At 42.0% G+C, this 23,501-nt stretch carries 19 protein-coding genes; 11 read left to right on the top strand and 8 right to left on the bottom strand.

Annotated elements, in window-relative coordinates:
* Window positions 1-32: 32 nt before the first annotated feature.
* The 5 genes from ABTP35_RS06395 to ABTP35_RS06375 form a co-directional block, all read right to left on the bottom strand.
* Window positions 33-1,460, bottom strand: coding sequence for a DUF3526 domain-containing protein (locus tag ABTP35_RS06395; RefSeq protein WP_293298167.1), 1,428 nt, complete (start codon window positions 1,458-1,460; stop codon window positions 33-35).
* A 2-nt stretch (window positions 1,461-1,462) separates the two neighbouring features.
* Entirely contained in the window at window positions 1,463-2,869 is a 1,407-nt protein-coding gene (locus tag ABTP35_RS06390) for a DUF3526 domain-containing protein (protein ID WP_293298170.1), read from the bottom strand.
* Window positions 2,866-3,582, bottom strand: a complete 717-nt coding sequence (locus ABTP35_RS06385; RefSeq protein WP_293298173.1) for an ATP-binding cassette domain-containing protein — start codon at window positions 3,580-3,582, stop codon at window positions 2,866-2,868. The genes ABTP35_RS06390 and ABTP35_RS06385 overlap by 4 nt, the downstream gene beginning before the upstream one ends.
* Window positions 3,583-3,778: 196 nt before the next feature.
* Window positions 3,779-4,030 (bottom strand): hypothetical protein, encoded by a 252-nt coding sequence (locus ABTP35_RS06380; protein WP_224836014.1) that lies wholly within the window; start codon window positions 4,028-4,030, stop codon window positions 3,779-3,781.
* Between the two features lie 133 nt (window positions 4,031-4,163).
* On the bottom strand, window positions 4,164-4,550 hold the full coding sequence (locus ABTP35_RS06375; RefSeq protein ID WP_224836015.1) for a MerC domain-containing protein: 387 nt from the start codon (window positions 4,548-4,550) through the stop codon (window positions 4,164-4,166).
* Between the two features lie 153 nt (window positions 4,551-4,703).
* Between ABTP35_RS06375 and ABTP35_RS06370 the strand changes: the two genes are divergently transcribed.
* The 4 genes from ABTP35_RS06370 to ABTP35_RS06355 all read left to right on the top strand — a co-directional run bounded on the left by ABTP35_RS06370 (window position 4,704) and on the right by ABTP35_RS06355 (window position 6,891).
* Window positions 4,704-5,075, top strand: a complete 372-nt coding sequence (locus tag ABTP35_RS06370; RefSeq protein WP_224836016.1) for a Fur family transcriptional regulator — start codon at window positions 4,704-4,706, stop codon at window positions 5,073-5,075.
* 246 nt (window positions 5,076-5,321) lie between these two features.
* Window positions 5,322-5,738 carry a GreA/GreB family elongation factor gene (locus ABTP35_RS06365; protein ID WP_293298177.1) on the top strand — a complete coding sequence of 139 codons (417 nt, stop codon included), beginning with the start codon at window positions 5,322-5,324 and terminating at the stop codon, window positions 5,736-5,738.
* Window positions 5,739-5,780: 42 nt separating this feature from the next.
* A complete protein-coding gene (locus ABTP35_RS06360; RefSeq protein ID WP_224836018.1) occupies window positions 5,781-6,140 on the top strand; it encodes a hypothetical protein in 360 nt (119 codons plus the stop codon).
* Between the two features lie 148 nt (window positions 6,141-6,288).
* Complete coding sequence (locus ABTP35_RS06355; protein ID WP_293298180.1) at window positions 6,289-6,891, top strand: hypothetical protein; 603 nt, start codon at window positions 6,289-6,291, stop codon at window positions 6,889-6,891.
* A 9-nt stretch (window positions 6,892-6,900) separates the two neighbouring features.
* On the opposite strand, the gene ABTP35_RS06350 is transcribed toward ABTP35_RS06355, so the two are convergent.
* Genes ABTP35_RS06350 through ABTP35_RS06340 form a run of 3 tightly spaced genes read right to left on the bottom strand, consistent with a single transcriptional unit; the run spans window position 6,901 to window position 10,068 of the window.
* Window positions 6,901-7,347: a 3-oxoacyl-ACP synthase gene (locus tag ABTP35_RS06350; RefSeq protein WP_293298183.1), complete on the bottom strand. Its 447-nt coding sequence runs from the start codon at window positions 7,345-7,347 to the stop codon at window positions 6,901-6,903.
* Between the two features lie 4 nt (window positions 7,348-7,351).
* Window positions 7,352-8,704 carry an ATP-binding protein gene (locus tag ABTP35_RS06345; RefSeq protein ID WP_293298185.1) on the bottom strand — a complete coding sequence of 451 codons (1,353 nt, stop codon included), beginning with the start codon at window positions 8,702-8,704 and terminating at the stop codon, window positions 7,352-7,354.
* Entirely contained in the window at window positions 8,704-10,068 is a 1,365-nt protein-coding gene (locus ABTP35_RS06340) for a sigma-54 dependent transcriptional regulator (protein WP_293298188.1), read from the bottom strand. The genes ABTP35_RS06345 and ABTP35_RS06340 overlap by 1 nt, the downstream gene beginning before the upstream one ends.
* Before the next feature lie 203 nt (window positions 10,069-10,271).
* Between ABTP35_RS06340 and ABTP35_RS06335 the strand changes: the two genes are divergently transcribed.
* The 7 genes from ABTP35_RS06335 (at window position 10,272) to ABTP35_RS06305 (ending at window position 23,475) form a co-directional block, all read left to right on the top strand.
* Entirely contained in the window at window positions 10,272-11,612 is a 1,341-nt protein-coding gene (locus ABTP35_RS06335; protein ID WP_293298191.1) for a TolC family protein, read from the top strand.
* A gap of 8 nt (window positions 11,613-11,620) precedes the next feature.
* Window positions 11,621-12,871 (top strand): efflux RND transporter periplasmic adaptor subunit, encoded by a 1,251-nt coding sequence (locus ABTP35_RS06330; RefSeq protein ID WP_224836024.1) that lies wholly within the window; start codon window positions 11,621-11,623, stop codon window positions 12,869-12,871.
* A 70-nt stretch (window positions 12,872-12,941) separates the two neighbouring features.
* A complete protein-coding gene (locus tag ABTP35_RS06325; protein WP_224836025.1) occupies window positions 12,942-13,637 on the top strand; it encodes an ABC transporter ATP-binding protein in 696 nt (231 codons plus the stop codon).
* Between the two features lie 113 nt (window positions 13,638-13,750).
* Window positions 13,751-16,099 carry an ABC transporter permease gene (locus ABTP35_RS06320; protein WP_293298195.1) on the top strand — a complete coding sequence of 783 codons (2,349 nt, stop codon included), beginning with the start codon at window positions 13,751-13,753 and terminating at the stop codon, window positions 16,097-16,099.
* Window positions 16,100-16,121: 22 nt separating this feature from the next.
* Window positions 16,122-18,521, top strand: a complete 2,400-nt coding sequence (locus tag ABTP35_RS06315) for an ABC transporter permease (RefSeq protein WP_293298198.1) — start codon at window positions 16,122-16,124, stop codon at window positions 18,519-18,521.
* A 47-nt stretch (window positions 18,522-18,568) separates the two neighbouring features.
* On the top strand, window positions 18,569-21,001 hold the full coding sequence (locus ABTP35_RS06310) for an ABC transporter permease (protein WP_293298201.1): 2,433 nt from the start codon (window positions 18,569-18,571) through the stop codon (window positions 20,999-21,001).
* Window positions 21,002-21,024: 23 nt separating this feature from the next.
* Window positions 21,025-23,475 (top strand): ABC transporter permease, encoded by a 2,451-nt coding sequence (locus ABTP35_RS06305; protein ID WP_293298204.1) that lies wholly within the window; start codon window positions 21,025-21,027, stop codon window positions 23,473-23,475.
* The last annotated feature ends 26 nt before the right edge of the window (window positions 23,476-23,501 follow it).

The following is a 23,501-nucleotide window of genomic DNA, read 5'->3' as shown; positions in this document are numbered from 1 at the left end:
ATCATTATCACGAATATCCGGTTATTATTATTTTATTGGCTCAACATTCCTTTTTTCTCCGACCTACCTTGCACCGCAAACCCAAAAATAAGCAGTGCTGCCGCTATCAACAGCAAAACCACAGAGGAAAACCCAACATTTCTATTGGTATTATTGGAATATGTAAATTGTGGGAGTGATGCATAATCTTGCTGCGAAAATGTTGCGTTGTTATATAAAAATGTGATCAAATGCGTTCTCCAGGTTTCTGCAAATTCTATGACTTGTCCCCGATAATTTTCATAATCTGCGGTGGATGTTCCGGCCAATTGGTTCAACGACTCCTGAACCACAATGGCAGGAGATAACCATTGTAATTTTCTGGACCATTCTTGTTGTTTTTGTAATTGATCTTCATACTCCCCCACTATGGGCTCTAATTCTTCTTTTACAATTTTTTGAGAGGCCATATACCGGTGATAGAAGTTTCTGGATTGTGTGGAATCGTTAATTGCATATTCCGGATGGTCCCTAAGAAAGTTATCCAGGATCTCGTCCTGTTTTTTGGTCGCCTCTGCTTTGTGCTCCCGCATTTCACTGATCAATATGGTTCGTGAAGGCATGGGATAAAGCGTACTTGCCGTTTGATTGAGTACCGAAGGGGTCAAGAGTACAAAAATTACCCAGAGCATTATTAGTGATACGGCATTTTTTGCCGAACTATCCACAAAAAGGTTGACCAAAAATGCAAGGGCAAACCAAAACAGCATATAGCACAAGGTTAATCCCAACAGGCTCAAAACGCTCAGCCAATCCAGTGCTTGAATACCAACGATGAGAAATACGATATACAAGGAAAGTGTTACCAATATCGACAACCAGAAAAAGCGAAGAATCAATTTTTGAAACACCCATTTTCGAACGGATATGGGCTGCGAGGCCAATAATCGCAAAGAGCCTTGCTCCTTTTCCGATGAAAGCACATTATAGGTAAAGGCAATAATAAGCAATGGCAGAAGGTATACAATTACAAATGCCAGATCGAAGCTTCCGAAAAGAAGCTGAACCGGACTTGTCATTTCGGTAAAGTTCAAGGCAAAATCATCCCCGGATACCGTTGGTTTTACATAATGGGTAAAAAGATCTGCCTGCCCAGTGGAAACAAAAGCCATGGGTTGGGGTTCCATTGCCGCCACCCTTGGGTGATAGTTCCCAACGGCCATTGGACTAGTGGGAATGGTCCATGGGGAGGCACTCACCTCCATACCACGTTCAACGGAATCCAATAATTTGAGCATGGCCCGGTCGGTTTCTTCAACCTCTTTTTTGGCAGAATAAATATCATTTGTTCGTTTTTCGACCTTTGTACTACCATTATAGGTGGAAAAACCAAAAAGGACCAATAATAATACGCTCAAAAGTTGAATCCAACGGCTGCGCAACAATAAGCGCAGTTCGTATTTAAAATTGTATGGTAACATAGTTAAATGGATTTTGTGGTTATAAGAAAAGCGCCAAAGGAAAGCAGGATCCACGCACCCAGAATCCACAAACTCGAAGCGTTTGTAGTAAGGATTGCATTGAGCTCTTGTGGATTATAGCTGAACTCGGGTAGTTTGCCCCAAAAATTGGCATTGGCCCGATAGTCCCATTCGCCGTAGGAAGAATTTTGTGCAAAATTGTCGTTCAAAAACTTTTGTGTGGCAATTCTATAGTCCTCTGCCGCATCCGAAAAATCCCAATGGGCGGAGTAATCGGTGCGTGCAATTGCCATGCTTAAAAAACGAGTGGGCAAATACGGGGATATTATTGCCAAACTTTGATAAAGGCTGGACTGTTTTGAATATTGTTCCTTTAAATATTTGTAGTGCTTGGCGTATATTTCTGCTTCGTGCTCCTCGCCTTTCTGCATTCGGTAAGCATCAAAATTAAAAGGAAGTTTGTGCAGGCTGTCCACCCCATGCTCGGCCAATACTTGCTGTTCCAACATTTTTGATTCTTTGCTCCAGGGGTTGTGGCCGTCCAGGCCATTTTGTTTGTCCTTTAAAACATTGGCAGCAAATTCCTGTCGGGTGGGATAGGGGTGTTTGGATTCGGCAATATTACTGGCTGCCTTGGGCACTGCCAAACAGGCCAATATCCAAACGGATAAGGAAAGCACCAAGGCTATCCCGGATTTTTTTGCTTTCAGTGAAATAAATAATACAATATTTAAGTAGATGATATAATATCCAATGTACACCAAGGATAAAATGAATAAGGATTGCCAACGGAACACACCAAAATCTTTGAGGTTGGACAGCACGATGCCAGCAATTACAAAAAGAACAATCGTTGCAATGAGCACCGGAAAAAACAGTGCGCTCCATTTACCTATTGCCCATTTCCATGGCGTAATGCCCTGACTTTTTAATAAAGTCAAGGTACCCATTTCCCTCTCCTTGGTAAAACTGTTATATGCCAATAAAATGATCAACAATGGAATTATGAAAAGCAAGATAAAATCTGGTGTAAGATCCCCAAAACGTGCTAATCCGGTTTGATCCGCTGCAGCACTGAATTGGGCTTCATTCCTGTTGTGGGCCGTTAAAAAAATTGAGGTTCCAACGTACTTATCAACACCTTGGTCCACTAAGGACAAAGGATATTTAGGTTTAAATGCATATGTGCCGTAATGTGCTGCGGAATGTGGGTTTTTTTCACCTTGGTAGTCCCATATGGCCCTTTCTGCGCTCTTTGCGTTTTGATACTGCTCATTTATATGTTGATACTGCCGTGCACTGATCCAAACTGCGATACCCAAAAGTATGGTTACAATGGCGAACGCAACACGAACTCGACCGTCTCGCCAAAGTTCCTTGCTTTCTTTTATGAAGGTTTTTACGATCATGGCAATACTTGTTTATAGTTCATCGTATCCAAGTATGCTTTTTCCAATTCTGGAAGCGAAATGTCACTTGCGACAAATTGTTGGCGAAGTTGGCCATCTTTCATAATACCGATATGGGTCGCGACCTCTTTGGCTCGGAAAAGGTCGTGGGTTGCCATTAGAACAGCAACCCCTTTGTTTTTAAGGTTTTGCAACAATTCACCGAACTCATTGCTGGCTTTGGGATCTAATCCGGAAGTGGGTTCGTCCAATAACAGTACCTTGGTGTCCTTGGCCAGAGCAAGGGCAATCCCTACTTTTTGTCTCATTCCCTTGGAAAAAGTGGATATCCGTTTTTTAAAAGCAGTTTCTTGCAGTCCAGCTTCGCTTAAAAAATCCGTTAGTGTTTTCGATGAGAGTTTTTTGCCGGCTATCCCGGAAAAATAGTCCAGGTTTTCAATAGCGGTCAGGCTGGGGTACAGCATAAGGTTTTCAGGGATATAGGTGACGAATTCCTTGGTTTTTAGAGGATTCTTAACTACATCCATCCCATTTATTTCGGCAGTGCCCGAGGTTGGCTTAATAAAATTAAGTAACATGTTTATTGTGGTGGACTTACCGGCACCATTGGCGCCGAGCAGGCATAATATTTCACCTTCTTTTACCGAAATCGAAAGATTATCTACGGCAACAAAGTCACCAAATTTTTTGGTAAGGTTATTCGTGGTTATCATTTTGGTGTTGGTTATTTATTATTTCTATCAAAAACCCTATCTATATGTGAAAAGTATAGGCTAAAATGCGGGTAAGAAGCCAAATTACGTATTTGTTATACGGTATTTTGCTCCCCATATAGTTTACGACCATTGGTTTTGGAGAAATATGCGCAAATGCACTCGCCATTACCAATAAACAGAAAATATTGAGGTACTAAGTGGTGAGTGGTGGTGGCCTGCAGAAAAGCTGGCTGGAAGCTAAAATACCAACAGTAATAAATCTATATTCCTGTGATATTTGTTTTTTGGGCCTGGGTTCTTCAACTAAAAGGTCATATGCCGTGGCCGATGGTGTAATTTCCGGTGCCTGTTGTGTTTTTATAATATGGTCACCAACAATGCAGTGGGCGTACTGGTCTTGGTCTTCATCGTGGACCAAAACATGGAGTCCAGCCATTTTGACCATTAAAAAAATGGTTAAAAAGAGTAAGCCGATCCCTTGTTTTACGAAGCCTTGTTGCATAAGGCAATAAAGTTATTATAAATAATGTTAAAGAGGCCTTAAAGTTGAAGAGGCAAAGAATAAAAGTTGAAAATTGTCAGTGTTTGTGGTCAGCTTTTGAGGGCATAATTTTCCAATTGACAAAGTGGGCCACAGAAACCAAGATGGCACCGCTTACAGTGTTGACCGTTTCCCAAGCTTCGCTAAAATCCAGTCGTCCTAGGGCAATAATTCCGAAACCAACAGCCGCGATAAGCAATGGCCTTGAATTGTGATGCGCTTTTTTATAGCTTGGCCAGAGCGATATAAATACAAATACAATTCCAAGTCCAATAAAGGACCACTCGATAATTGGGTTGTGCAAAAAGTGCAGGCTGGACAAAGACGAGAACGACAATAGAATGGGAACAGCGGCACAATGTATTGCGCATATCAGTGAACTGGTCATAGCTATAATATCGTAAGTTTGTGTTTTTGCTTTCATATATTGTATTTAATGGTTCGCTGTTTTACGACAACACCAAAACCGATACAAGTGTTTAGCTGCTGTATATTGTCCATCCTTATAGGATGGTCGTAAAACTTTTGTCAAAATTATGAATAATTTATATTATTGCAACAAAGTCGCGATAAATTTATGAAAAGAAGAAATACACCATCAAAACAAGCCGTGTTGGATATTCTTTTGAAGAGCGATGAGGCCATTAGCCATGATGTGATCATGGGTATGGTAGATTTGGATATCAATAGGGCGACCGTTTATAGAATATTGAACCAGTTTTGTGAAGACGGATTGGTGCATAGCATTGTGGCAGAAGATGGAAAGCAATACTTTGCTATTCAGAAGTGCAAACAAAACGATCCTATGGAGCACCATTTTCATTTTAGGTGCACTTCGTGCGACACGATATCCTGTTTAGATCAAGAAATACAGATCAAATTGCCAGCTGGTTACGTTATGGAAAAGGCCAATTGTGTAGTTACCGGGGTTTGTGGAAACTGTGCATAACGAACTTTTATGCGGGCAATATTTCTCTAGCAGTTTAACCGGCATCTTTGACCGGGTCAAAATGTTCCACCTGGGTATTTTTTACCCGATTTACTAAAGATCTCTTCAACATCAACATATTATAAATAATTGGTAGTCAGCAACATAAAGCCAACAATATTTAACAACGCTTTCCTGTGGCATATACTTTGCGCTATCCTGCCAAATATTGGATGCGATTCGTGTCCTGTTCGCTAAGTACTGAGAATGAAATATGGAAGGCTGATTTTGGAGAAAAAGGACTTTGTTACCTTAAAAAAATTGCTTATTTTCTATAGGTATTATGAGGACTACTCTCATAAAGATGCACTGGAGCGGTTGAGCGAAAAAATTGGAATGGCAATGGTTGAAGATGAAATGGATATGCCGGACGATGTGGTTCGATTAAACTCCCAAGTAACAGTGGAATCGACATATGGAGCACGGAAAACTTTTCAACTCGTTCCATCCATCCAAGGCGATATCAATAAAAAAACCGTTTCAGTAGTGAGTATGGTCGGGGCCAATTTGGTAGGACATGCAGTAGATGATCATATCCAATTTGGATTTCCTTCAGATGTTCAATCCTTTAGGATTGTTGATGTGGCAAAAAACCATCGATTATCCTCGAGTTTTGAAGTCTAAAAAGAACTGGGCATTTAATTATTAACCTTAAATAGTATAGATATGAGAATTTTACTTTTCACATTTTTGATGGCGGTAGCATCCGTAAATATTCATGCACAGAATGTAACACCACAAGATATCAAGGTTGGCGATGTACTTGAGATCGGCAAGCCGGACATGCCACAATTTAAACACATTGATTTTCCCAGGGCCAACTTCATTATTAAAAAAGGAGGGATAGCGGATTTTAAAAAAGTGGTCGGCAACAAGGTGGTTGTAACCGAAATCCAAGAGACCAAAGATGGTGTGGTAGAGGTAAAACTTAAAAAAACAGATGGCAAAAGATTTTTTAATAGCCATTCAGTGGTAAAAGCAAATTTAAAAAATGCACTTGAGTCTGGCGAGTTGAGTGTATTATAATTGCTTGATTGTGATGTTTTCCGCTCAGCTAAAAGCTATTAGGTTTGCTCATAAATGGTTAGCAAGGCTGGGCGGATTTTTCATTTTAAAATGAATTTGTATTATCGGAACAACCAGAATTTGAACACCTTAAAAACAAAATGCCACAATGGGTAACATAAAACAACGTATTAATTCGGGATTTATATTGGCGGCGGCATTTTTATTGGTACTTGCTTCCAACCGGTTGAACAACAGAAACTTTTCTACCGTGGAACAAGGAGTAGATTCGGTTTTTGAAGATCGTTTGGTGGTCCAGGAATACATTTATACCCTTAACAATTATTTCCACGAAAAGGAATTGTTTTTGGCGAACAATGCGGTTTATTTGGATAAAATGCCACAGCATCCGGATATCAAGAACATCCTAGTGGATTTCGCCAATACCGAATTGACCATTGATGAATCCCTACATTTGGATGAGTTAAGGGAAAATTACGCGGCCCTTAAAAGATTGGAGGACAATCAGGGCAACAAAGAAAAAATTATTTCCGTACTGAACAGCATTAGCAACAATCTTGATGAACTTTCTGCAGTGCAATTGTCCGAAGGAAAACAATTGACACAGCGCTCCAAGAGATCTCTTGGCATGAACCAGTTGTTGTCCACTCTGGAAATTGTGTTTTTGATCATTATTGGAGTACTTTTTATCGTGATAGTTTTTAAGCGCGAAAAAAGTTCGGGAATGAAACTTGTGGAGGAGGATTCCTAAAACAATCTTTTAGCCAACCTTGGTAATTTGGTGCGTATTTCCATTAAAAACAAAAGTGTCTCCTTTTTCCTTGCCCATAAGTAATTGGGCAATGGGCGCACTTGTCGAAATACAATAGAATTTCTCTCCTGCTTGTTCGAACACTCCAGCAGAAATGGCAATAAAATAGTGGGCCATACTGGTTTCCACACAGGAGCCCAACCGGATTTTACCAGAAGGCGCATCAATCTTAATTTTATGGAGAATGCTCCGGGTAGCTTCAAGTTCTTGTAATTGTTGGGCCAGCTTTTCCTGCTCCAGTTGCACCATTGCCCGCCCGGTCTCATGCTTGTCACCTGCAGAACTTTTGGTCTCGGAACCTAAGGATTCTTGGAGTCCATCGCTTTGCTTTTTAAGCCGGGCCGCTCTTTCTTCAACAGAGTTCCTGCAGAATTTTAAAAGCTCTTCTTTCACCATATTGTTACGCAAAAGTTAGTCGAAAAACGGTTTCCTTTTTGGGAATGGACCGCACCTGTATGTTTCCGCCGTGCAATTGCATTACTCTTTTGGATAGGCTTAGACCAATACCGGTCCCCTCGCTTTTTGTGGTAAAAAAGGGAACAAAGATCTCATCCATCATTTCGGGAGAAATTCCAGGGCCATTGTCCAGTATCTCAATATATTTGGAGCCATTGGTGTCTATGCCGGCCATTACATGGACCTTACCATTATCGGCATACTCTACGGATTGAAGCGCATTTTTGACCAAATTGATCAAGACCTGGCCTATTTGCTTTTCATCAATATAAAATTCTAAATCTTCGGGCTTGCAAAACACCTTGAACTCGCTTTCCCCATCCAATAATCTTGCAGACATGAGCACATTGATCTTTTCCAAGAGGTCTTTGCCCTTGACCAACGATTTATTGGGTTCGGGCACATGTAGAAGGCTACGGTAAGATTGTACAAAATCCATTAGGTCGCTTCCTTGTTCTTTGATCACTTCCAGCCCTTTCAAGGTATTTTTTATCTGACTTTCCTCCAACTCTGCCATTGGTGTAATTTTTCCACCTTTACTATAATATTTAATAATGGAGTCCGATATGGAGGCAATGGGCGTAATGGTGTTCATGATCTCATGGGTAAGCACTCGGATAAGCCGCACCCAAGATTCGGTCTCTTTTTCATCCAGTTCTTTATGGATATCCTGAACCACTACCAACAGCAAAGACTGTCCATCCAAGGACAAGTGCGTCGATTTTAATGCCAATTGGGTTTGTTCCCGTTCGTTGGTCAACTGAAACAATTTGCGCTCAAAGGGCTTAAAATTTTTAAAAATCCGATATAGATTTTCGTCCACTTGTTTGAGCTGTTTTATGTGGTTTAAGGGAGTGTAGTCCAATAGTTGTTCCAGGGTAGGATTGGCAAATAGAATATGTCCCTTGTCATTATAGGTCATTATACCAATACTGGCCTGTTTCAATATTTCTTGATAGTACTGCTCCCTGACCTGTAATTGTACATGTACTTCTTGTATTAAACCATTTACCCGGTTTAGGCTTTTGTTCAGCTCTTTAAAAGATTCAATGGTAACGCCCTCGGGAAATCGTAGCGTAAAATCCTCGTTTTTTATTGCATCGAAGAAGTAAGCGATTTTTCGGTTGGTGCGGTTTAAAAAAGTGATCAGGGAAAACACGAGTAAAATCAAAGCGACGGCAGAGATACCTAAAGTAAAATACCATTGTTTTGATACTGAGAATGCCAGAACAAGTGCAGTAAAGGTGAGAAATAACACCCGTATGATCATTTGAATATAAAAGTTTCTACTTGCCATCAGTCACCTTTTTTCTTCAGTTTATTGTAGAGCGTTTGTCTCGAGATGCCCAGTTGCTCCGCGGCCGCACTGTAGTTTCCTTCATTTTGTTCCAGCGCCCTCAGAATCATTTGCTGTTCCATCTCGTTTAGGGTCATAGGCTCGTTGTCCATAGATTGCATGGGCTTGGCGTGCAACAGAAAATCCGAAGGCTTTAAAACATTGCCATCGGATAGGATAACCGCTCGTTCCATGGTATGTTGTAATTCACGAACATTGCCTGGCCATGCATATTCCAGGAGTTTTTCCTGTGCAGTTTGATTTATCCTTAGACCCCCTTTATCATATTTATGGGCAAATTTTTTGAGGAAAAAGTCTGCCAACACTAAAATATCATCACCCCTATCTCTGAGGGGAGGGACTTCGATATGAATGGTATTGATGCGGTACAATAGATCTTCGCGGAACAATCCATTGGCGACCATCTGCTCCAAATTGCAATTGGTGGCACAGATAAGCCGAATATCCACATCGATAGGTTTGTTCGAGCCTACCCTTACCACTGTTCTGTTTTGGATGGAGGACAATAGTTTTGCCTGCATTTGTAGGGAAAGGTTACCAATCTCATCCAAAAAAAGCGAACCTTGGTGTGCGGCCTCGAATTTACCCGCCCTATCTTCTTTGGCATCGGTAAATGATCCTTTAACATGCCCAAAAAGTTCACTTTCGAACAAGTTTTCGGCTATGGACCCCATGTCTACCGGAATAAAAACTTCTTCTTTTCGGGTCGATAATCTGTGCAGCTCACGAGCAATTAGTTCCTTTCCAGTGCCGTTTTCGCCGGTAATCAGTACGTTAACGTCCGTTTTTGCCACTTTTGCCACTAAGTTCAACACCGTGGTAAGTGCTTTGGATTGGCCGATAATATAATTTCTTCCCTCGTTAATGACCTGTTTTAGATGGTTCTCTTTTTTCTTGAGCTTATTTATTTCTTGTTTGGACTTTCTAAGCTCATGGGCGGATTTTACGGTGGTCATTAAACGTTCGTTGTTCCATGGCTTCAATACAAAGTCGGACGCTCCTTGCTTCAGGGCCTTTACCGCCAAATCCACGGCTCCATAGGCTGTCATCATTATTACTGAGGTGTCCGGGGATCGTTTTTTTATCTCGTTGAGCCAGAACAGTCCTTCGTTCCCGGTGTTGACACCGGCAGAAAAATTCATGTCGAGAAGCACAATGTCTATTTTTTCCAAGTTTGGAAAAGAAGTGATCTGGTTGGGATTGAATATCGTTTGGACGCTTTTGTACTCAAACTGCAAAAGAATTTCCAAAGCACTCAGTACGCTTTTGTTATCATCAACCACTAAAATATTGGCATCGACCATAAGACTACTATTTCCTATTCTTTTTTAAAACTAGTAAATGCCAGAGTACAAATGCCACAAGTGTAAAATATTTGGACAAAATTTGTACAAAATTTTTACACCTCATTCAAGCATATTATAACTTTACGGGTGCAACTGTCTGGTAATCAACAATAATTTATTTTGGCACAAGAATAGCCTTGAATTTGGCACAGGATATCATTATGAGATTAAAAACATACATAACATCATTATTTCTTATCACATCCGTGGTAGCGTTCTCGCAAAAGTTGTGGACTTTGGAAGCATGTGTGGACTATGCCATTGAACACAATCTACAGGTAAAGAACACTACATATAATAATGATTCCAGCAAAGAATCCTACAGACAGTCGGTCAGGGATTTGTTGCCTACTGTTTCCGGCTCGGCCGACTACACCATTCGATATGGTAGGTCCGCAGACCCACAGACCAACGATTTTGTGAACACGGATTTTTTTAGCAATAATTATTCACTCAACGCCAATTTGGATCTGTTCCGGGGCTTTCAAAAATTGAATACTATCCGCGCATCCAAATTTATCTACAAGGCTACCCAAGAAGATATATTACAGGAAAAATTTTTGTTGGCCTTTAGGGTAATGAGCGCGTATTACGATATTAAGTTTTTTGAAGGGTTGGTGGCCAATTCCCTGGAGCAGCTCGAAATTTCGCAAGGAAATTACGACTTGGTGGCCAAGCAGGTGGAATTGGGCTTAATGGCCGGCGCCGATCTTTACGAAGCAGAATCCAATCTATTGGGGGATAAACTGTTATTGACCCAAAACAGGAACCAACTTACCAATGCCAAACTGGTATTGATCCAAGAAATGAACTGGACCGGAGCGTCCGATATACAACTGCAGGAAACCATGGGCCAGGAAATGGCGGCCATGGAAGAGGGGATTTCCCTGGACTCGCTGTACAAAACAGCAAGAGATTTTGTGCCGTTGGTAAAATCACAGGAATACCGGGTCACGGCCGCAAAAAAGCAAATGCAGGCCACAAGGGGTTCCTTATATCCTTCTTTATCTTTATTTGCGGGTTACGGCACCAGTTATTTCGAAACGAACGTGGATCAGAACGGAGAGGTGATTCCATTTAAAACACAGTTTACGGACAATCAGTCCAAATTTGTAGGAGCGCAATTGAACATTCCGATCAGTAGTGGATGGTCCAATCACTCACGGGTAAAGCAACAGAAAATAGCCTATATGCAGGCCAAGAACAATTTAGAGATACAAGAGCAGGAACTATTTCAATTATTACAACAATTGGTGCAGGACAACAGGGCCCTAATTGCCGAGTACGAACAGAGTGCCAAACAAGTGGAATCTCAAAAAATTGCGTTTGACATTGCACAAAAACGTTACGAAAAAGGACTGATCAACGCATTGGAACTTTTTCAGGCAAAAAATCTGTACGGAGTTGCACAGAACCAGAACCTGCAAGTAGGCCTAAGACTTAAAGTAAATCAAAGTACCATAGATTTTTATAACGGGCTGCCCATTTTCAATATCAACTAAAACATACCATGGATATACAATTAGAAAAAAAGAAAGGACTTAAACTCAAACACTACGGCTACATCGCTTTGGGGATATTACTATTGTTTGTTGGTTATAAATTGGTATTTGCCAGTTCCATGTCCACTTTTAGAACCGAAAAAGAACGTTTATCACTTTCCACGGTTACCGATGGCAAGTTTGACGACTACATTACCATTAATGGCAATGTGGCGCCGATAGCTACTATTTATATGGATGCCTACGAAGGCGGACGGGTTTCCGAAAAACTGATAGAGGAAGGCTCCATGGTAAAAAAAGGGGACATTATCCTAAGACTGGAAAACATGGCCCTGTACGAACAAATTTTGGCCAGTGAAAGTAACTTGGCCCTAAAACAGAACGATCTACGATCTACCAAGCTCACTTTTGATTCCAGACAGGTAGAAGGTAGAAGGTCCTTGGCCACAGCAGAGTACGATCTCCAACGCTTAAAACGTAACTACGAGCAGAACCAAGAATTGTTCAAAGACGAACTAATATCCAAGGAAACCTACCTACTGTCCAAAGAAAACTACGAACTGGCCAAAAAACAATACGATATTGTTAAGCTCCAAACAGAGCAGGACGATGAATTGCGCAAAACATCATTAACTGGATTGGATGCCGACCTCGCAAGGATGCAAAAAACACTTTCCATGGTCTATGATCGCTTGGACCACCTAAATGTTCGCGCCCCCGCCGACGGACAATTGGGTTTTTTGGATGCTGAAATAGGGCAAAATATTTCACAGGGACAACGCATAGGGCAGATTAATGTACTTACCGATTTTAAAATTGAAGCGGATATAGACGAACATTATATAGATCGCGTAAAAAGAGATCTTTCGGCCACTTTGGAGCGTAATGGGAACGAATACAAATTGCGATTGCGAAAAGTGTACCCTGAGGTGAGAAACGGAAGGTTCCGGGTGGATCTGGTCTTTGTGGATGACAAGCCAGAAACCATCCGTGCCGGACAGAGCTACAATATCAGATTACAACTAGGGGAGTCCAACGATGCGCTTTTATTGCCGAAAGGAGGATTTTTCCAAAGCACCGGAGGACAATGGGTTTTTGTTGTAGACCCAAACGGGAACGAAGCCATTAGGCGAAACATAAGATTGGGAAAACAAAACTCAAGATATTATGAGGTCTTGGAAGGGCTTCAGCCAGGAGAACAGGTCATTACCAGCAACTACGATAGTTTTGGCGATGCCGAGCGGATCGTATTGAAATGATCCAAGCCTATGTAACAATCATCAAAAACGAACAGTCTTTACAATAAATCGAAAAAAACAACCATCAAAAATGATACAGATAACAAACCTAAAAAAGAGTTTTCGAACGGAAGAAGTGGAAACCTTGGCGCTTAACGGCGTAAATCTAAAAGTGGAAGAAGGTGAATTCGTCGCAATCATGGGCCCTTCTGGATGTGGTAAATCAACCCTGTTGAATATTATCGGCATGCTGGACAATCCATCCGAGGGAAGTTACAATTTTGCCGGACACGAAGTCGGCGGCCTAAAAGAAAGCCAGCGTACCCAACTTAGAAAAGGAAATCTCGGATTTGTTTTCCAGAGCTTTAACCTGATCGATGAGCTAACGGTTTTTGAGAATGTAGAACTACCCTTGATCTACCTTAAGATGAACAAAGCTGAACGCAAGGAAAAGGTGTTGAAAGTTTTGGAACGGATGAAGATCGCACATCGGGAAAAACATTTTCCACAACAGCTATCCGGAGGGCAACAACAAAGGGTGGCCATAGCAAGAGCAGTAGTAACCAATCCAAAATTGATATTGGCGGATGAGCCGACCGGTAACTTGGATTCCAAAAACGGAATAGAGGTAATGAACCTGTTGACCGAACTCAACCAAGAAGGGACCACTATTGTAATGGTAACTCACTCCGATCGCGACTCACACTATGCGCATAGGGTCATTAACCTATTTGACGGTCAAATTGTGACCGAGAGCCAAAACAAACCTATGAAAAGTATGGTATAGGAGTTTATTCACCTGCCCTGATCGAGTTTATGTCGAGCGCCAGACTGCCGCAGCCAGGTAGTCGAAGCAAAGGGTCAATCAAAAAAACAATCAAATAAATCAAAACCATAATCATGTTCAAGAACAACCTAAAAATCGCATGGCGAAACCTCTGGAAAAATAAAGGCTATAGCATGCTGAATATTTTTGGACTGACTATCGGTATTACATGTGCCGCCATGATCTTGCTCTGGGTAGAGGATGAGGTAGGGTACGATAAGAATTTTGCGAAACAGGATGTGGTGTATTATATACCCACCAATCAGCAGTACGATGGCGAGTGGAGAACCTTTTTTGAGGCCACTCCCGGTCCGTTGGCCGAAGTTTTGAAACAGGAAGTACCCGGTATTATTGGTGCTGCTAGAACAAAAGGCGAAGATCTTTTATTTAGGGTAAATGAAATATCGGTCAATAAATACGGACGATTTGCAGATCCTGATTTTTTGAGCATGTTCAGCTTAAATTTTGTTGAAGGCAACCTGGAAACCGCTTTCAATGAGGTGGATGCCATCATCATTTCACAAGAAACTGCAAAGCAATTATTTGGGGGAAATGCTTCTGCCATTGGTAAAGTGGTTAAAATAAATAACGATACCAATTATACGATTTCGGGGGTATATGAAGATTTGCCCAAAAACGTGACCTATGGTTTTGATTGGGTAGCTCCTTTTGAACGTTTTGCCAAAGGGAAGGATTGGATGAAGGAATATGGAGCTAATTTTTCTGACACTTTTGTGGAACTATCTCCCGAAGCAAATTTTGATGTTGTCAATCAGAAAGTGAAGCAAATACTTCCCGAAAAGACAGAAGATGATGAAACCGTTGCCTTTTTGTTCTCAATGAAAGATTGGCATTTAAGGTCCACTTTTGAAGGAGGAAAAAACGTAGGAGGTCAAATTACCTACGTTCGGCTTTTCAGCCTTATCGCGATCATTATATTGTTGATCGCCTGTATCAACTTCATGAACTTGGCAACTGCCCGTAGCGAAAAGCGGGCCAACGAGGTTGGAGTGCGAAAAGTATTGGGGTCCGGAAGAAAGGGGTTGATCTCACAATTCATGGCAGAAGCCATAATAACCGCAACCATCTCCACTTTTGTGAGCATACTGTTGTTAAAATTACTGGTGCCGCAATTTAATATACTTATCGATAAGCAATTGGAGCTACGGCTTTTGGACCCTGTCCATTTACTTACTCTGGCCGGCATTACATTGGTATGTGGTATTGTTGCAGGGTGGTACCCAGCCTTTTATTTGTCCTCTTTTATGCCGGTGGAGGTGCTAAAAGGGACACGAATAACAAAAGGGAGCGCAGCATTCATTAGAAAAGGATTGGTCGCCGCCCAATTTGTAGTTTCCATTGTGTTCATTATCAGTACCATTATCGTTTACCAACAGATACAGCATGTAAAAGCACGCGATTTGGGTTATGATAAGGAAAACCTGGTCAAAATACCAGTGACCGGGGATATGATCAAAAATTTTGTTCCTATTGAAGAGGAAATGAAGGCATCGGGCAATATAGAAAGCATCGGGCTGAACAATTCCGACATCCTTTCCGGGGGCAACAATACATCGGGGCTCAAATGGCAGGGGGGCGTAGATACCGAAAATGTCCTGGTTTCGGTGAGGAATATCACATCCGATTTTTTCAATACCGCAGGAATGGAAATTATTGAAGGAAGAGGGTTTAGTAAAAATCCCGCTCAGGACAGTACCAATATCATCGTGACCGAATCTTTTGCAAAATTGATGGGGAGTGGAAGTGCCATTGGTAAAACCGTGGAAGAGGACTATCCTGTAATCGGGGTGGTGAAAGATTATTTATACGACGATATGTACGGAACCAGTGACCCCGTTATATTTTTTAACGACCCGAGCGAAGCCCGTTTTATGTATGTGAAGGCCAAATCCGGTATAGCAACGGCAACGGCTTTGGCAACTATGGAGGCATCATTGAAAAAGTTCAACCCAGCTTTTCCTTTTGAATACGAATTTGTGGATGATGCTTACGATGCCAAATTTAAGAGCGAAAAATTAATAGGAAGCCTTTCGCAAATTTTTGCATTGCTGGCCATATTCATCTCCTGTTTGGGATTGTTCGGGCTGTCGGCCTTTACCGCAGACCAACGTAGAAAGGAAATTGGTGTACGTAAGGTGTTGGGGTCTAGTGTAACCGGAATTGTTGGCCTACTGTCCAAAGATTTTATGCGATTGGTCCTCATGGCCATAATCATTGCCGTTCCAGTGGCCTGGTTCTTAATGCAGAATTGGCTGGAGGGCTATTCCTATCGTATTTCCATAAATGCTTGGGCATTTGCCATAGCAGGGGCCATTGCCATAATCATTGCCTTGGTGACCATAAGTTTTCAGGCAATTCAAGCAGCCAGGGTCAACCCGGTAAAAAGTTTACGTTCAGAATAAATCAATCAAAAAACCATCGATCATGTTTAAGAATTATCTAAAAATTGCCTGGAGGAACCTTACCAAGAACAAGGGATATACCATAATCAATGTAGGAGGTCTGGCCCTTGGCATGGCCGTAGCCCTGATCATAGGGTTGTGGATCATGGACGAGCTTTCGCACAACAGCTACTTTTCCAATAAAAACCGGATAGCCCAGGTGTTCCAATCACAGACCTTTAACGGTGAAACCGGAACAGGCCCTGCGATACCACGCCCTTTGGAAACGGCATTTCGGGAAAGTTATATGGATAATTTTAAGCATATGGTGATGTCTTCATGGACCACGCCCCAGTATCTAAAGTATAAAGAAACCAGTATTTCCAGAGAAGGAAACTTTACACAAAGGGAAGCGCCCGAAATGTTGGACCTAAACATTTTAAAGGGCGAAATGGACGGAATTCGGGAAATTAATTCCATTATGCTATCCGAATCTACTGCAGAAGCACTTTTTGGAAATGAAGACCCTATTGGCAAAACTATAGAGGTAAACAGTCAATACGACATGATGGTAACAGCGGTTTACGAGGATATTCCTTTCAATACATCCTTTAACGACACTCATTTTTTAATGCCTTGGGATAAATACGTATCCATCAACGAATGGATAAAAAATGCCGAGGACCAATGGGGGAACAACTCGTTTCAAATGTTTGTTCAGATAGCCGATAATACAACGATGGAAACCGTAACGGAAAAGATTCGGAATGTTAAGAAAAACCTGAACGAGGACACCGTTGAATTTAATCCTCAATTGTTTTTGTTGCCAATGGAAGACTGGCACTTACGATCTCGGTTCGAGAACGGAAAGCAGGTCGGTGGCAGAATAAAATATGTATGGTTGTTCGGGATAATCGGTGTTTTTGTCCTTTTGTTGGCATGTATCAATTTTATGAACCTTAGTACCGCACGATCCGAGAAAAGAGCGAAGGAAGTAGGCATCAGAAAATCAATAGGGTCACAGCGGGGCCAGTTGATCAATCAATTTTTGGGCGAGTCCTTTTTAGTTGTGCTTTTTGCTTTTTTTATCGCTATTGTGATTGTTGTGCTATCTCTAAACGGATTTAATGATTTGGCCAGAAAAAAGATTGAGTTTCCTTGGCTATCATTGGGATTTTGGGGCGCCTCCTTGGCATTTATTTTGTTCACAGCGCTTCTGGCCGGCAGTTACCCGGCACTTTACCTTTCCTCGTTCAGACCCGTAGATGTTCTAAAGGGCACCTTTAAGGCGGGCAAACATTCAGGCTTGCCAAGAAAAATCTTAGTCGTAGTGCAGTTTACGGTTTCCGTGGCCTTTATTATCGGAACAGTAATCGTAATGCAACAAATCAATCATGCCAAAAACCGACCTATTGGTTACGATAAGGAAGGATTGATTCAAGTGCCTACCATGAGCGAAGATTTTACGGGAAAGTTTGAATTGATGCGAGAAGCGTTCACAAACTCTGGAGCAGTGACAGAAATGTCCACTTCAAGTGCACCCACAACCAATATTTGGTCCAATCGGAGCGGATTCAAATGGGAAGGAAAACCAGAAGGATTTCAAGAAGATCTTGCATGGACCGAGGTATCTCCCGAGTATGCAAAAAGCCTGAATTTAAAAATTGTGGCAGGGCGTGATTTCTCAAGAGATTTTGCTTCCGATTCCACAGCCGTGCTCATAAATGAAACTGCCGTAAAATATATGGGACTCCAGGACCCGGTAGGCAAGTTTATTACGGACTCCGACACCGAAGACCCATTTGAACCCATGAAGATCATTGGAGTGGTTCAGGACATGATTGCCCAATCCCCATACGAACCAGTAAAACAAGGTATGTATGTATTCGACAGGCACGGAAATGGCTCATATTATAATATGAGATTGAACCCCAACCAAAGTGCCAGTCAAAATATTGCGATAATCGAAAGGGTTTTTAAAGAACACTTCCCAAATATCCCTTTTCATTATGATTTTGTTGATGAGGAATATGGCGAAAAATTTGCAGCGGAGGAACGCATTGGTCGACTTTCGGGCATTTTTACCGCTCTGGCCATTTTGATCAGTTGTTTGGGACTGTTCGGTCTAACCTCTTTTGTGGCGGAACAGCGAACCAAGGAGATTGGGGTAAGAAAAGTGCTGGGAGCATCTGTATTTAATGTGTGGAACATGTTGTCCAAGGACTTTTTAAAGCTCGTGATCATTTCCTGCTTTATTGCAGTGCCAATTGCCTATTATGTAATGAACGGGTGGTTACAAGAGTATCCCTACCGTGTGATATTGAAATGGTGGATTTTTGTCCTGGCCATGATCGGGGCCATGGCCGTAACCATAATCACGGTTAGTTTTCAGGCGATCAAGGCGGCAAAATCCAACCCGGCCCGAAGTTTACGAACAGAATAACATCAATTCTGTAGGAGTAATAACTACATCAATCAAAAACGAACACCATGTTTAGGAACAATCTAAAAATAGCCTGGAGAAGCCTTAAAAAGCAGCCATTCTTCACCTTTCTCAATGTTTTCGGATTAGCAATAGGAATGGCTGGTGGGCTTTTGCTCGGCCTTTACATTTATGATGACCTGAGCCATGATAAAATGTTCACGGACGCGGAACGCATCTATCGCATCAATACGGATATGAAGTTCGGCGGTGCAGCGGAAGAAAATGCCGAGGTATCGGCACCCATGGCAGGAGCGATGGTAAACGACATACCCCAAGTGGAGATGGCCACAAGGTTTCGAAATATAGGAGGTGTTTTTATTCGTTCCCAAAACGCTAAAGACAATGTTCGGGAGCCCCAAGTATCCTATGCCGACTCTACGTTTTTCGATATGTTCGGCATTGAATTGCTGTATGGTGATAAGCGAACCGCATTGACAGAGCCCAATACAATGGTGATTACAAGAACTGCTGCCGAAAAACACTTTCCCATAGATCGGGCCGTAGGAAAAACACTTGTGATCAATGATCAAGATTTGTACACCGTAACGGGTGTACTGGAAGACTTGCCGAAGAACTCAATTTTTAAGGACAAACCTCTTTTCTTGGCCATGTCCGGATATGAGGATGCCCAGTTGGCCGAATGGGGCAACCATAATTATTTTACCTTCATAAAATTGGTGCCCGGCACCACTGGAACCGACATACAAAATGAGTTACAGGCCATGGTGGGAAGATATTTGATTCCCTACGCACAGCGGTTTTTTCCGGGAATTACGGAACAGCAATTTCTGGATTCAGGCAATTATGTGAACTATTCCACCATTCCTTTGACCGACATTCACTTACATTCTGGAAGAAACCCGGAGTTCAGTGCCGTGAGCGATATCAAAAACGTGTATATTCTAGGAGCCATTGCTCTTATTTTACTGGTATTGGCCAGTGTTAACTTTATGAACCTTTCCACGGCGCATTCCCTAAAACGAGCAAAAGAAGTAGGAATTAGAAAAACATTGGGGTCCCAGCGCAGCGGATTGATAGGTCAGTTTTTAACGGAGTCTGGACTTATTGCCATGGGGGCCCTGATATTTGCCATAATCGTGGCCTATATTGCCATTCCTTTTTATAATGAGCTTTCAGGAAAAGAATTGTCCGTTCCTTTTTCCAATCCAATTTTTTGGCTGATTTTGATTATTGCCGCATTGGTTCTTGGTCTGTTTTCCGGAAGTTATCCTGCCTTTTTTATGTCACGTTTTGTAGCGGCAAAAGTACTTAAGGGGCAAGGGGACAACGCCATCGGCGGTGGAAGGGTAAGGAATGCCCTGGTCATACTGCAATTTAGTATATCGGTGTTTTTGATCATGGGCACACTCACCGTATTTCAACAACTCAGATTTATCCAGGGCAAAGATCTGGGGTATGGAAAGAACCAAGTGTTGATCATAGGTGGAGTAAACGCACTCGAAGGAAGAAAACAAGCATTTAAAGATGCCGTATTACGACTTAGTCAAGTAGACAATGCCACATTGAGCAGCTTTTTGCCCACACCTTCGGCCCGCAGCAGCGGCACTTATTTGTTGGCAGAAGACCGCAGCCAGAAAAAATCCATCAACATGCAACAATGGGCCGTGGACGATGATTATTTGATTACTATTGGACTTTCCTTGGTTTCCGGACGAACTTTCGATCTCGATAAATTCGCCACAGACTCATTGGCCATAATTGTGAACGAGAAAGCGGTCTCCATACTCGGAAAAACACCGGAAACCGTTATCGGAACCCAATTTGTAAATAATTTGGAAGAGGGGACCTTATCAACCGTAATTGGAGTGGTAAAAGACTTTCATTTTGAGACATTAAGAGAAGAAGTAGGGGCTCTTGCTCTGTTCAATGGAGCGGAATTTGCCAGCAACTTGGCCATAAAGCTAAATGGAGGCGATGTGTCCCGAACTCTTACCGAAATTGAGAATATTTGGAGGAATATGGCGCCTACCCAGCCATTCGACAGCTATTTTATGGACGATTCTTTTAACACCAGCTACGATGCGGAACAGAGACTGGGAAGGATTTTTATGATCTTCACCATATTGTCCATTATTATTGCCTGTCTTGGACTTTTGGGCCTAGCTACATTCAATGCTCAAAAACGCGTAAAGGAAATCGGTGTAAGAAAAGTACTGGGAGCAGGCGTGGGACAGATAGTTTACCGTTTGTCCTCGGACTTTTTAAAACTGGTGGGACTTGCGGTGGTCATAGCCTTGCCATTGGGCTGGTATGCCATGGACCGTTGGCTACAGGATTTCTCGTACCGAATCGATATTCCATGGTGGATTTTTGCCCTGTCCGCATTGTTGGCTGTCGGCGTTGCACTTGTAACCGTGAGCTACCAAAGTATAAAGGCAGCCATTGTGAATCCGGTGAAGAGCCTAAGGGCAGAATAAAGGAAACAAATTAAAAAAGTAAAATGATCGTAAACTATCTTAAAATCGCTTTGCGGAGTATATTAAAGAACAAGCTCTTTTCCTTGATCAATGTACTGGGGCTTTCCATAGGTATTTGTGCTACGATGGTGATCGGTTCAATTGTCCATTACGATTTTACGTTCGATACCTTTCATAAAGATAAGGACAGAATTTACCGGTTAACGACGGAGTGGGAATCCCACGGAAATACGTTTTCCAATCGAGGGGTCGCCCTACCGTTGGCCCGTACTTTTCAAGAAGGAGTATCTGGGGTGGAATTGGCCACTCACTTTAGAAATGCAAGTTTTTCAAAAGTTGAAAACAAGAACTTGGACCTCACATTTAAGAACATTCAAAACTCCATTTTAGCGGATAATACCTACTTTCAGTTGTTTACCTACGATTGGATTGCTGGAGACAAGGAGTCGGCACTTGCCGAAGCTGCCCAAGTGGTACTCACAAGAAAAACAGCAGAAAAATACTTCCCGCATACGGAAGTAGGGACTGTTGTAGGTAAAACGTTGATGTATAACGATTCCATTCCGGTAAAAGTAACGGGCGTGGTAGCCAATTTTACCCAGAACAGCGATTTAAGGTTTAGTGAGTTTATGTCCATGGCATCGGCCAAAATGTTTGGCCTGCCCGATATAGAAACAAATAATGAATGGAACAGTACCAGTTCAGGAAACCAATTATTTTTTAAGATAAAGGACAAGGCAAGTATAGTAGCCATACGATCCCGTTTGGATGCATTGGCCAAAGAGCATAAAAATAAAGCGCCTTGGGCCGAGAACGAAACACGCACTTTTCTTATGCAACCCCTTTCCGAAATACATTTTGGCGGGGAATACGCTGAGTATCCTTTCAATAATTCGGAACACGTTGCGAGTATAAAAGTGCTAAAGAGTTTAGGGTTTGTGGCTTTGTTCCTTTTATTGTTGGGATGTGCCAATTTTATTAACCTTAATTCGGCACAAGCACTCACAAGGGCAAAAGAAATAGGAATACGCAAAACACTGGGCAGCTCCAAAAAGCAGGTGATTCGGCAGTTTTTGTTTGAATCATTCATTTTAACCAGTATAGCGGCAGCGTTATCTCTGGTACTGGCACCTTTTCTCCTCCGGCAATTCTCAGATTTTTTGCCTGGAGATATTTCACTCTCCGTGCTTTATTCCTTTGTTGGGATACTTGGAATTATTGGTCTAGTTGTCCTGGTAGCCATATTGTCCGGGTTTTATCCTGCTTTTGTGCTATCCGGGTTTCGACCGGCATTTGTTTTAAAAGGTCAATTTTCCAAAGGAGATCAAGGTGTACGATTGCGGAAGACCTTAACGGTTTTTCAATTTGTGGTCGCACAGGTTTTTATCATTGGGACCCTTTTGGTGGCCAAACAACTGCATTATGTAATGAACACCGACATGGGCATTAAAACCGATGCCGTAGCATTTGTTACCGTTCCACGGAACGATCGATCAGCGATTAAAAAAGAGCGTTTTTTTAGTCAAGTAAAAGAAATCAAACAACTATCCTCAGTTAGTTTGGGAGGAGACCCTCCGGCTTCGAACAGTTATACGTCCACCGTGCTCGATTACTTTAAGGATGATCTTGAGAAGCATCAATCCACTCAAATACTGTGGGGCGATGCAAATTATTTGGATACCTACAATATTCCCATCATATCTGGTCGTGATCGTTTGAACGACAGTATACAGGAGTATGTCGTAAACGAAGCTTTTGCCAAGGAAATGGGGTTTGAAAACCCCGAGGACGTGGTCGGTGAATTTTTAAAACTGGACACTACGAACATTCAGATAGTAGGACTTATGCAGGATTTTAACCAACGCTCTTTAAAATCAGGAATAAACCCAATGGCAATGACCGGGGATTGGGGCGGGGACAACTATTCGCCCTTCCATAGTGTGCATTTTGATCTGGGCCCAGATCCTGAACAATGGGACGTTGCAATCAAACAAATCGAGGAAGCTTGGTCCACAGTTTATCCGGAAGAGGAAATGCGTCTTCAGTTTATGGATGAGATAGTCAAGAATTTTTATCGTACCGAAAGAAGCACGGTTCAATTACTAAAATGGGCTACGGGATTGGCCATATTGATCAGTTGTATGGGACTTTTGGGATTGGTTGTATATACCACGGAGCGCAGGGTAAAGGAAATCGGGGTTCGCAAAGTGTTGGGGGCCAATGTTGCACAATTGAACCTATTGCTTTGTAAGGAATTTTTGATTTTGGTAGGAATTGCTTTTGCGATCTCTGTGCCCATTTCGTGGTACCTGATACAAGAATGGATTCAGGACTTTGCCTATAAAACCAATATGAGCTGGTGGGTATTTATGTCCGGTGGCTTAGGAATGGTATTGGTGGCCATTGCGGTGATCAGCGCCAGAACCTATAAAACGGCAAAGATCAACCCCGTGGATAGCCTAAGGAACGAATAGTCGAAAATTATCAATCAAAAAACCAT

This window comes from Flagellimonas alginilytica (assembly GCF_042134605.1).
GTDB classification, from domain to species: Bacteria; Bacteroidota; Bacteroidia; order Flavobacteriales; family Flavobacteriaceae; genus Flagellimonas; species Flagellimonas alginolytica.
This window is presented reverse-complemented; position numbering and strand designations above follow the sequence as displayed.

Bases quoted from the DNA above. Each gene is read 5' to 3' on its own strand.
- ABTP35_RS06395 (WP_293298167.1), bottom strand. From the start codon at position 1,460: ATGTTACCATACAATTTTAAATACGAACTGCGCTTATTGTTGCGCAGC.
- ABTP35_RS06390 (WP_293298170.1), bottom strand. From the start codon at position 2,869: ATGATCGTAAAAACCTTCATAAAAGAAAGCAAGGAACTTTGGCGAGAC.
- ABTP35_RS06385 (WP_293298173.1), bottom strand. From the start codon at position 3,582: ATGATAACCACGAATAACCTTACCAAAAAATTTGGTGACTTTGTTGCC.
- ABTP35_RS06380 (WP_224836014.1), bottom strand. From the start codon at position 4,030: ATGGTCAAAATGGCTGGACTCCATGTTTTGGTCCACGATGAAGACCAA.
- ABTP35_RS06375 (WP_224836015.1), bottom strand. From the start codon at position 4,550: ATGAAAGCAAAAACACAAACTTACGATATTATAGCTATGACCAGTTCA.
- ABTP35_RS06370 (WP_224836016.1), top strand. From the start codon at position 4,704: ATGAAAAGAAGAAATACACCATCAAAACAAGCCGTGTTGGATATTCTT.
- ABTP35_RS06365 (WP_293298177.1), top strand. From the start codon at position 5,322: ATGAAATATGGAAGGCTGATTTTGGAGAAAAAGGACTTTGTTACCTTA.
- ABTP35_RS06360 (WP_224836018.1), top strand. From the start codon at position 5,781: ATGAGAATTTTACTTTTCACATTTTTGATGGCGGTAGCATCCGTAAAT.
- ABTP35_RS06355 (WP_293298180.1), top strand. From the start codon at position 6,289: ATGGGTAACATAAAACAACGTATTAATTCGGGATTTATATTGGCGGCG.
- ABTP35_RS06350 (WP_293298183.1), bottom strand. From the start codon at position 7,347: ATGGTGAAAGAAGAGCTTTTAAAATTCTGCAGGAACTCTGTTGAAGAA.
- ABTP35_RS06345 (WP_293298185.1), bottom strand. From the start codon at position 8,704: ATGGCAAGTAGAAACTTTTATATTCAAATGATCATACGGGTGTTATTT.
- ABTP35_RS06340 (WP_293298188.1), bottom strand. From the start codon at position 10,068: ATGGTCGATGCCAATATTTTAGTGGTTGATGATAACAAAAGCGTACTG.
- ABTP35_RS06335 (WP_293298191.1), top strand. From the start codon at position 10,272: ATGAGATTAAAAACATACATAACATCATTATTTCTTATCACATCCGTG.
- ABTP35_RS06330 (WP_224836024.1), top strand. From the start codon at position 11,621: ATGGATATACAATTAGAAAAAAAGAAAGGACTTAAACTCAAACACTAC.
- ABTP35_RS06325 (WP_224836025.1), top strand. From the start codon at position 12,942: ATGATACAGATAACAAACCTAAAAAAGAGTTTTCGAACGGAAGAAGTG.
- ABTP35_RS06320 (WP_293298195.1), top strand. From the start codon at position 13,751: ATGTTCAAGAACAACCTAAAAATCGCATGGCGAAACCTCTGGAAAAAT.
- ABTP35_RS06315 (WP_293298198.1), top strand. From the start codon at position 16,122: ATGTTTAAGAATTATCTAAAAATTGCCTGGAGGAACCTTACCAAGAAC.
- ABTP35_RS06310 (WP_293298201.1), top strand. From the start codon at position 18,569: ATGTTTAGGAACAATCTAAAAATAGCCTGGAGAAGCCTTAAAAAGCAG.
- ABTP35_RS06305 (WP_293298204.1), top strand. From the start codon at position 21,025: ATGATCGTAAACTATCTTAAAATCGCTTTGCGGAGTATATTAAAGAAC.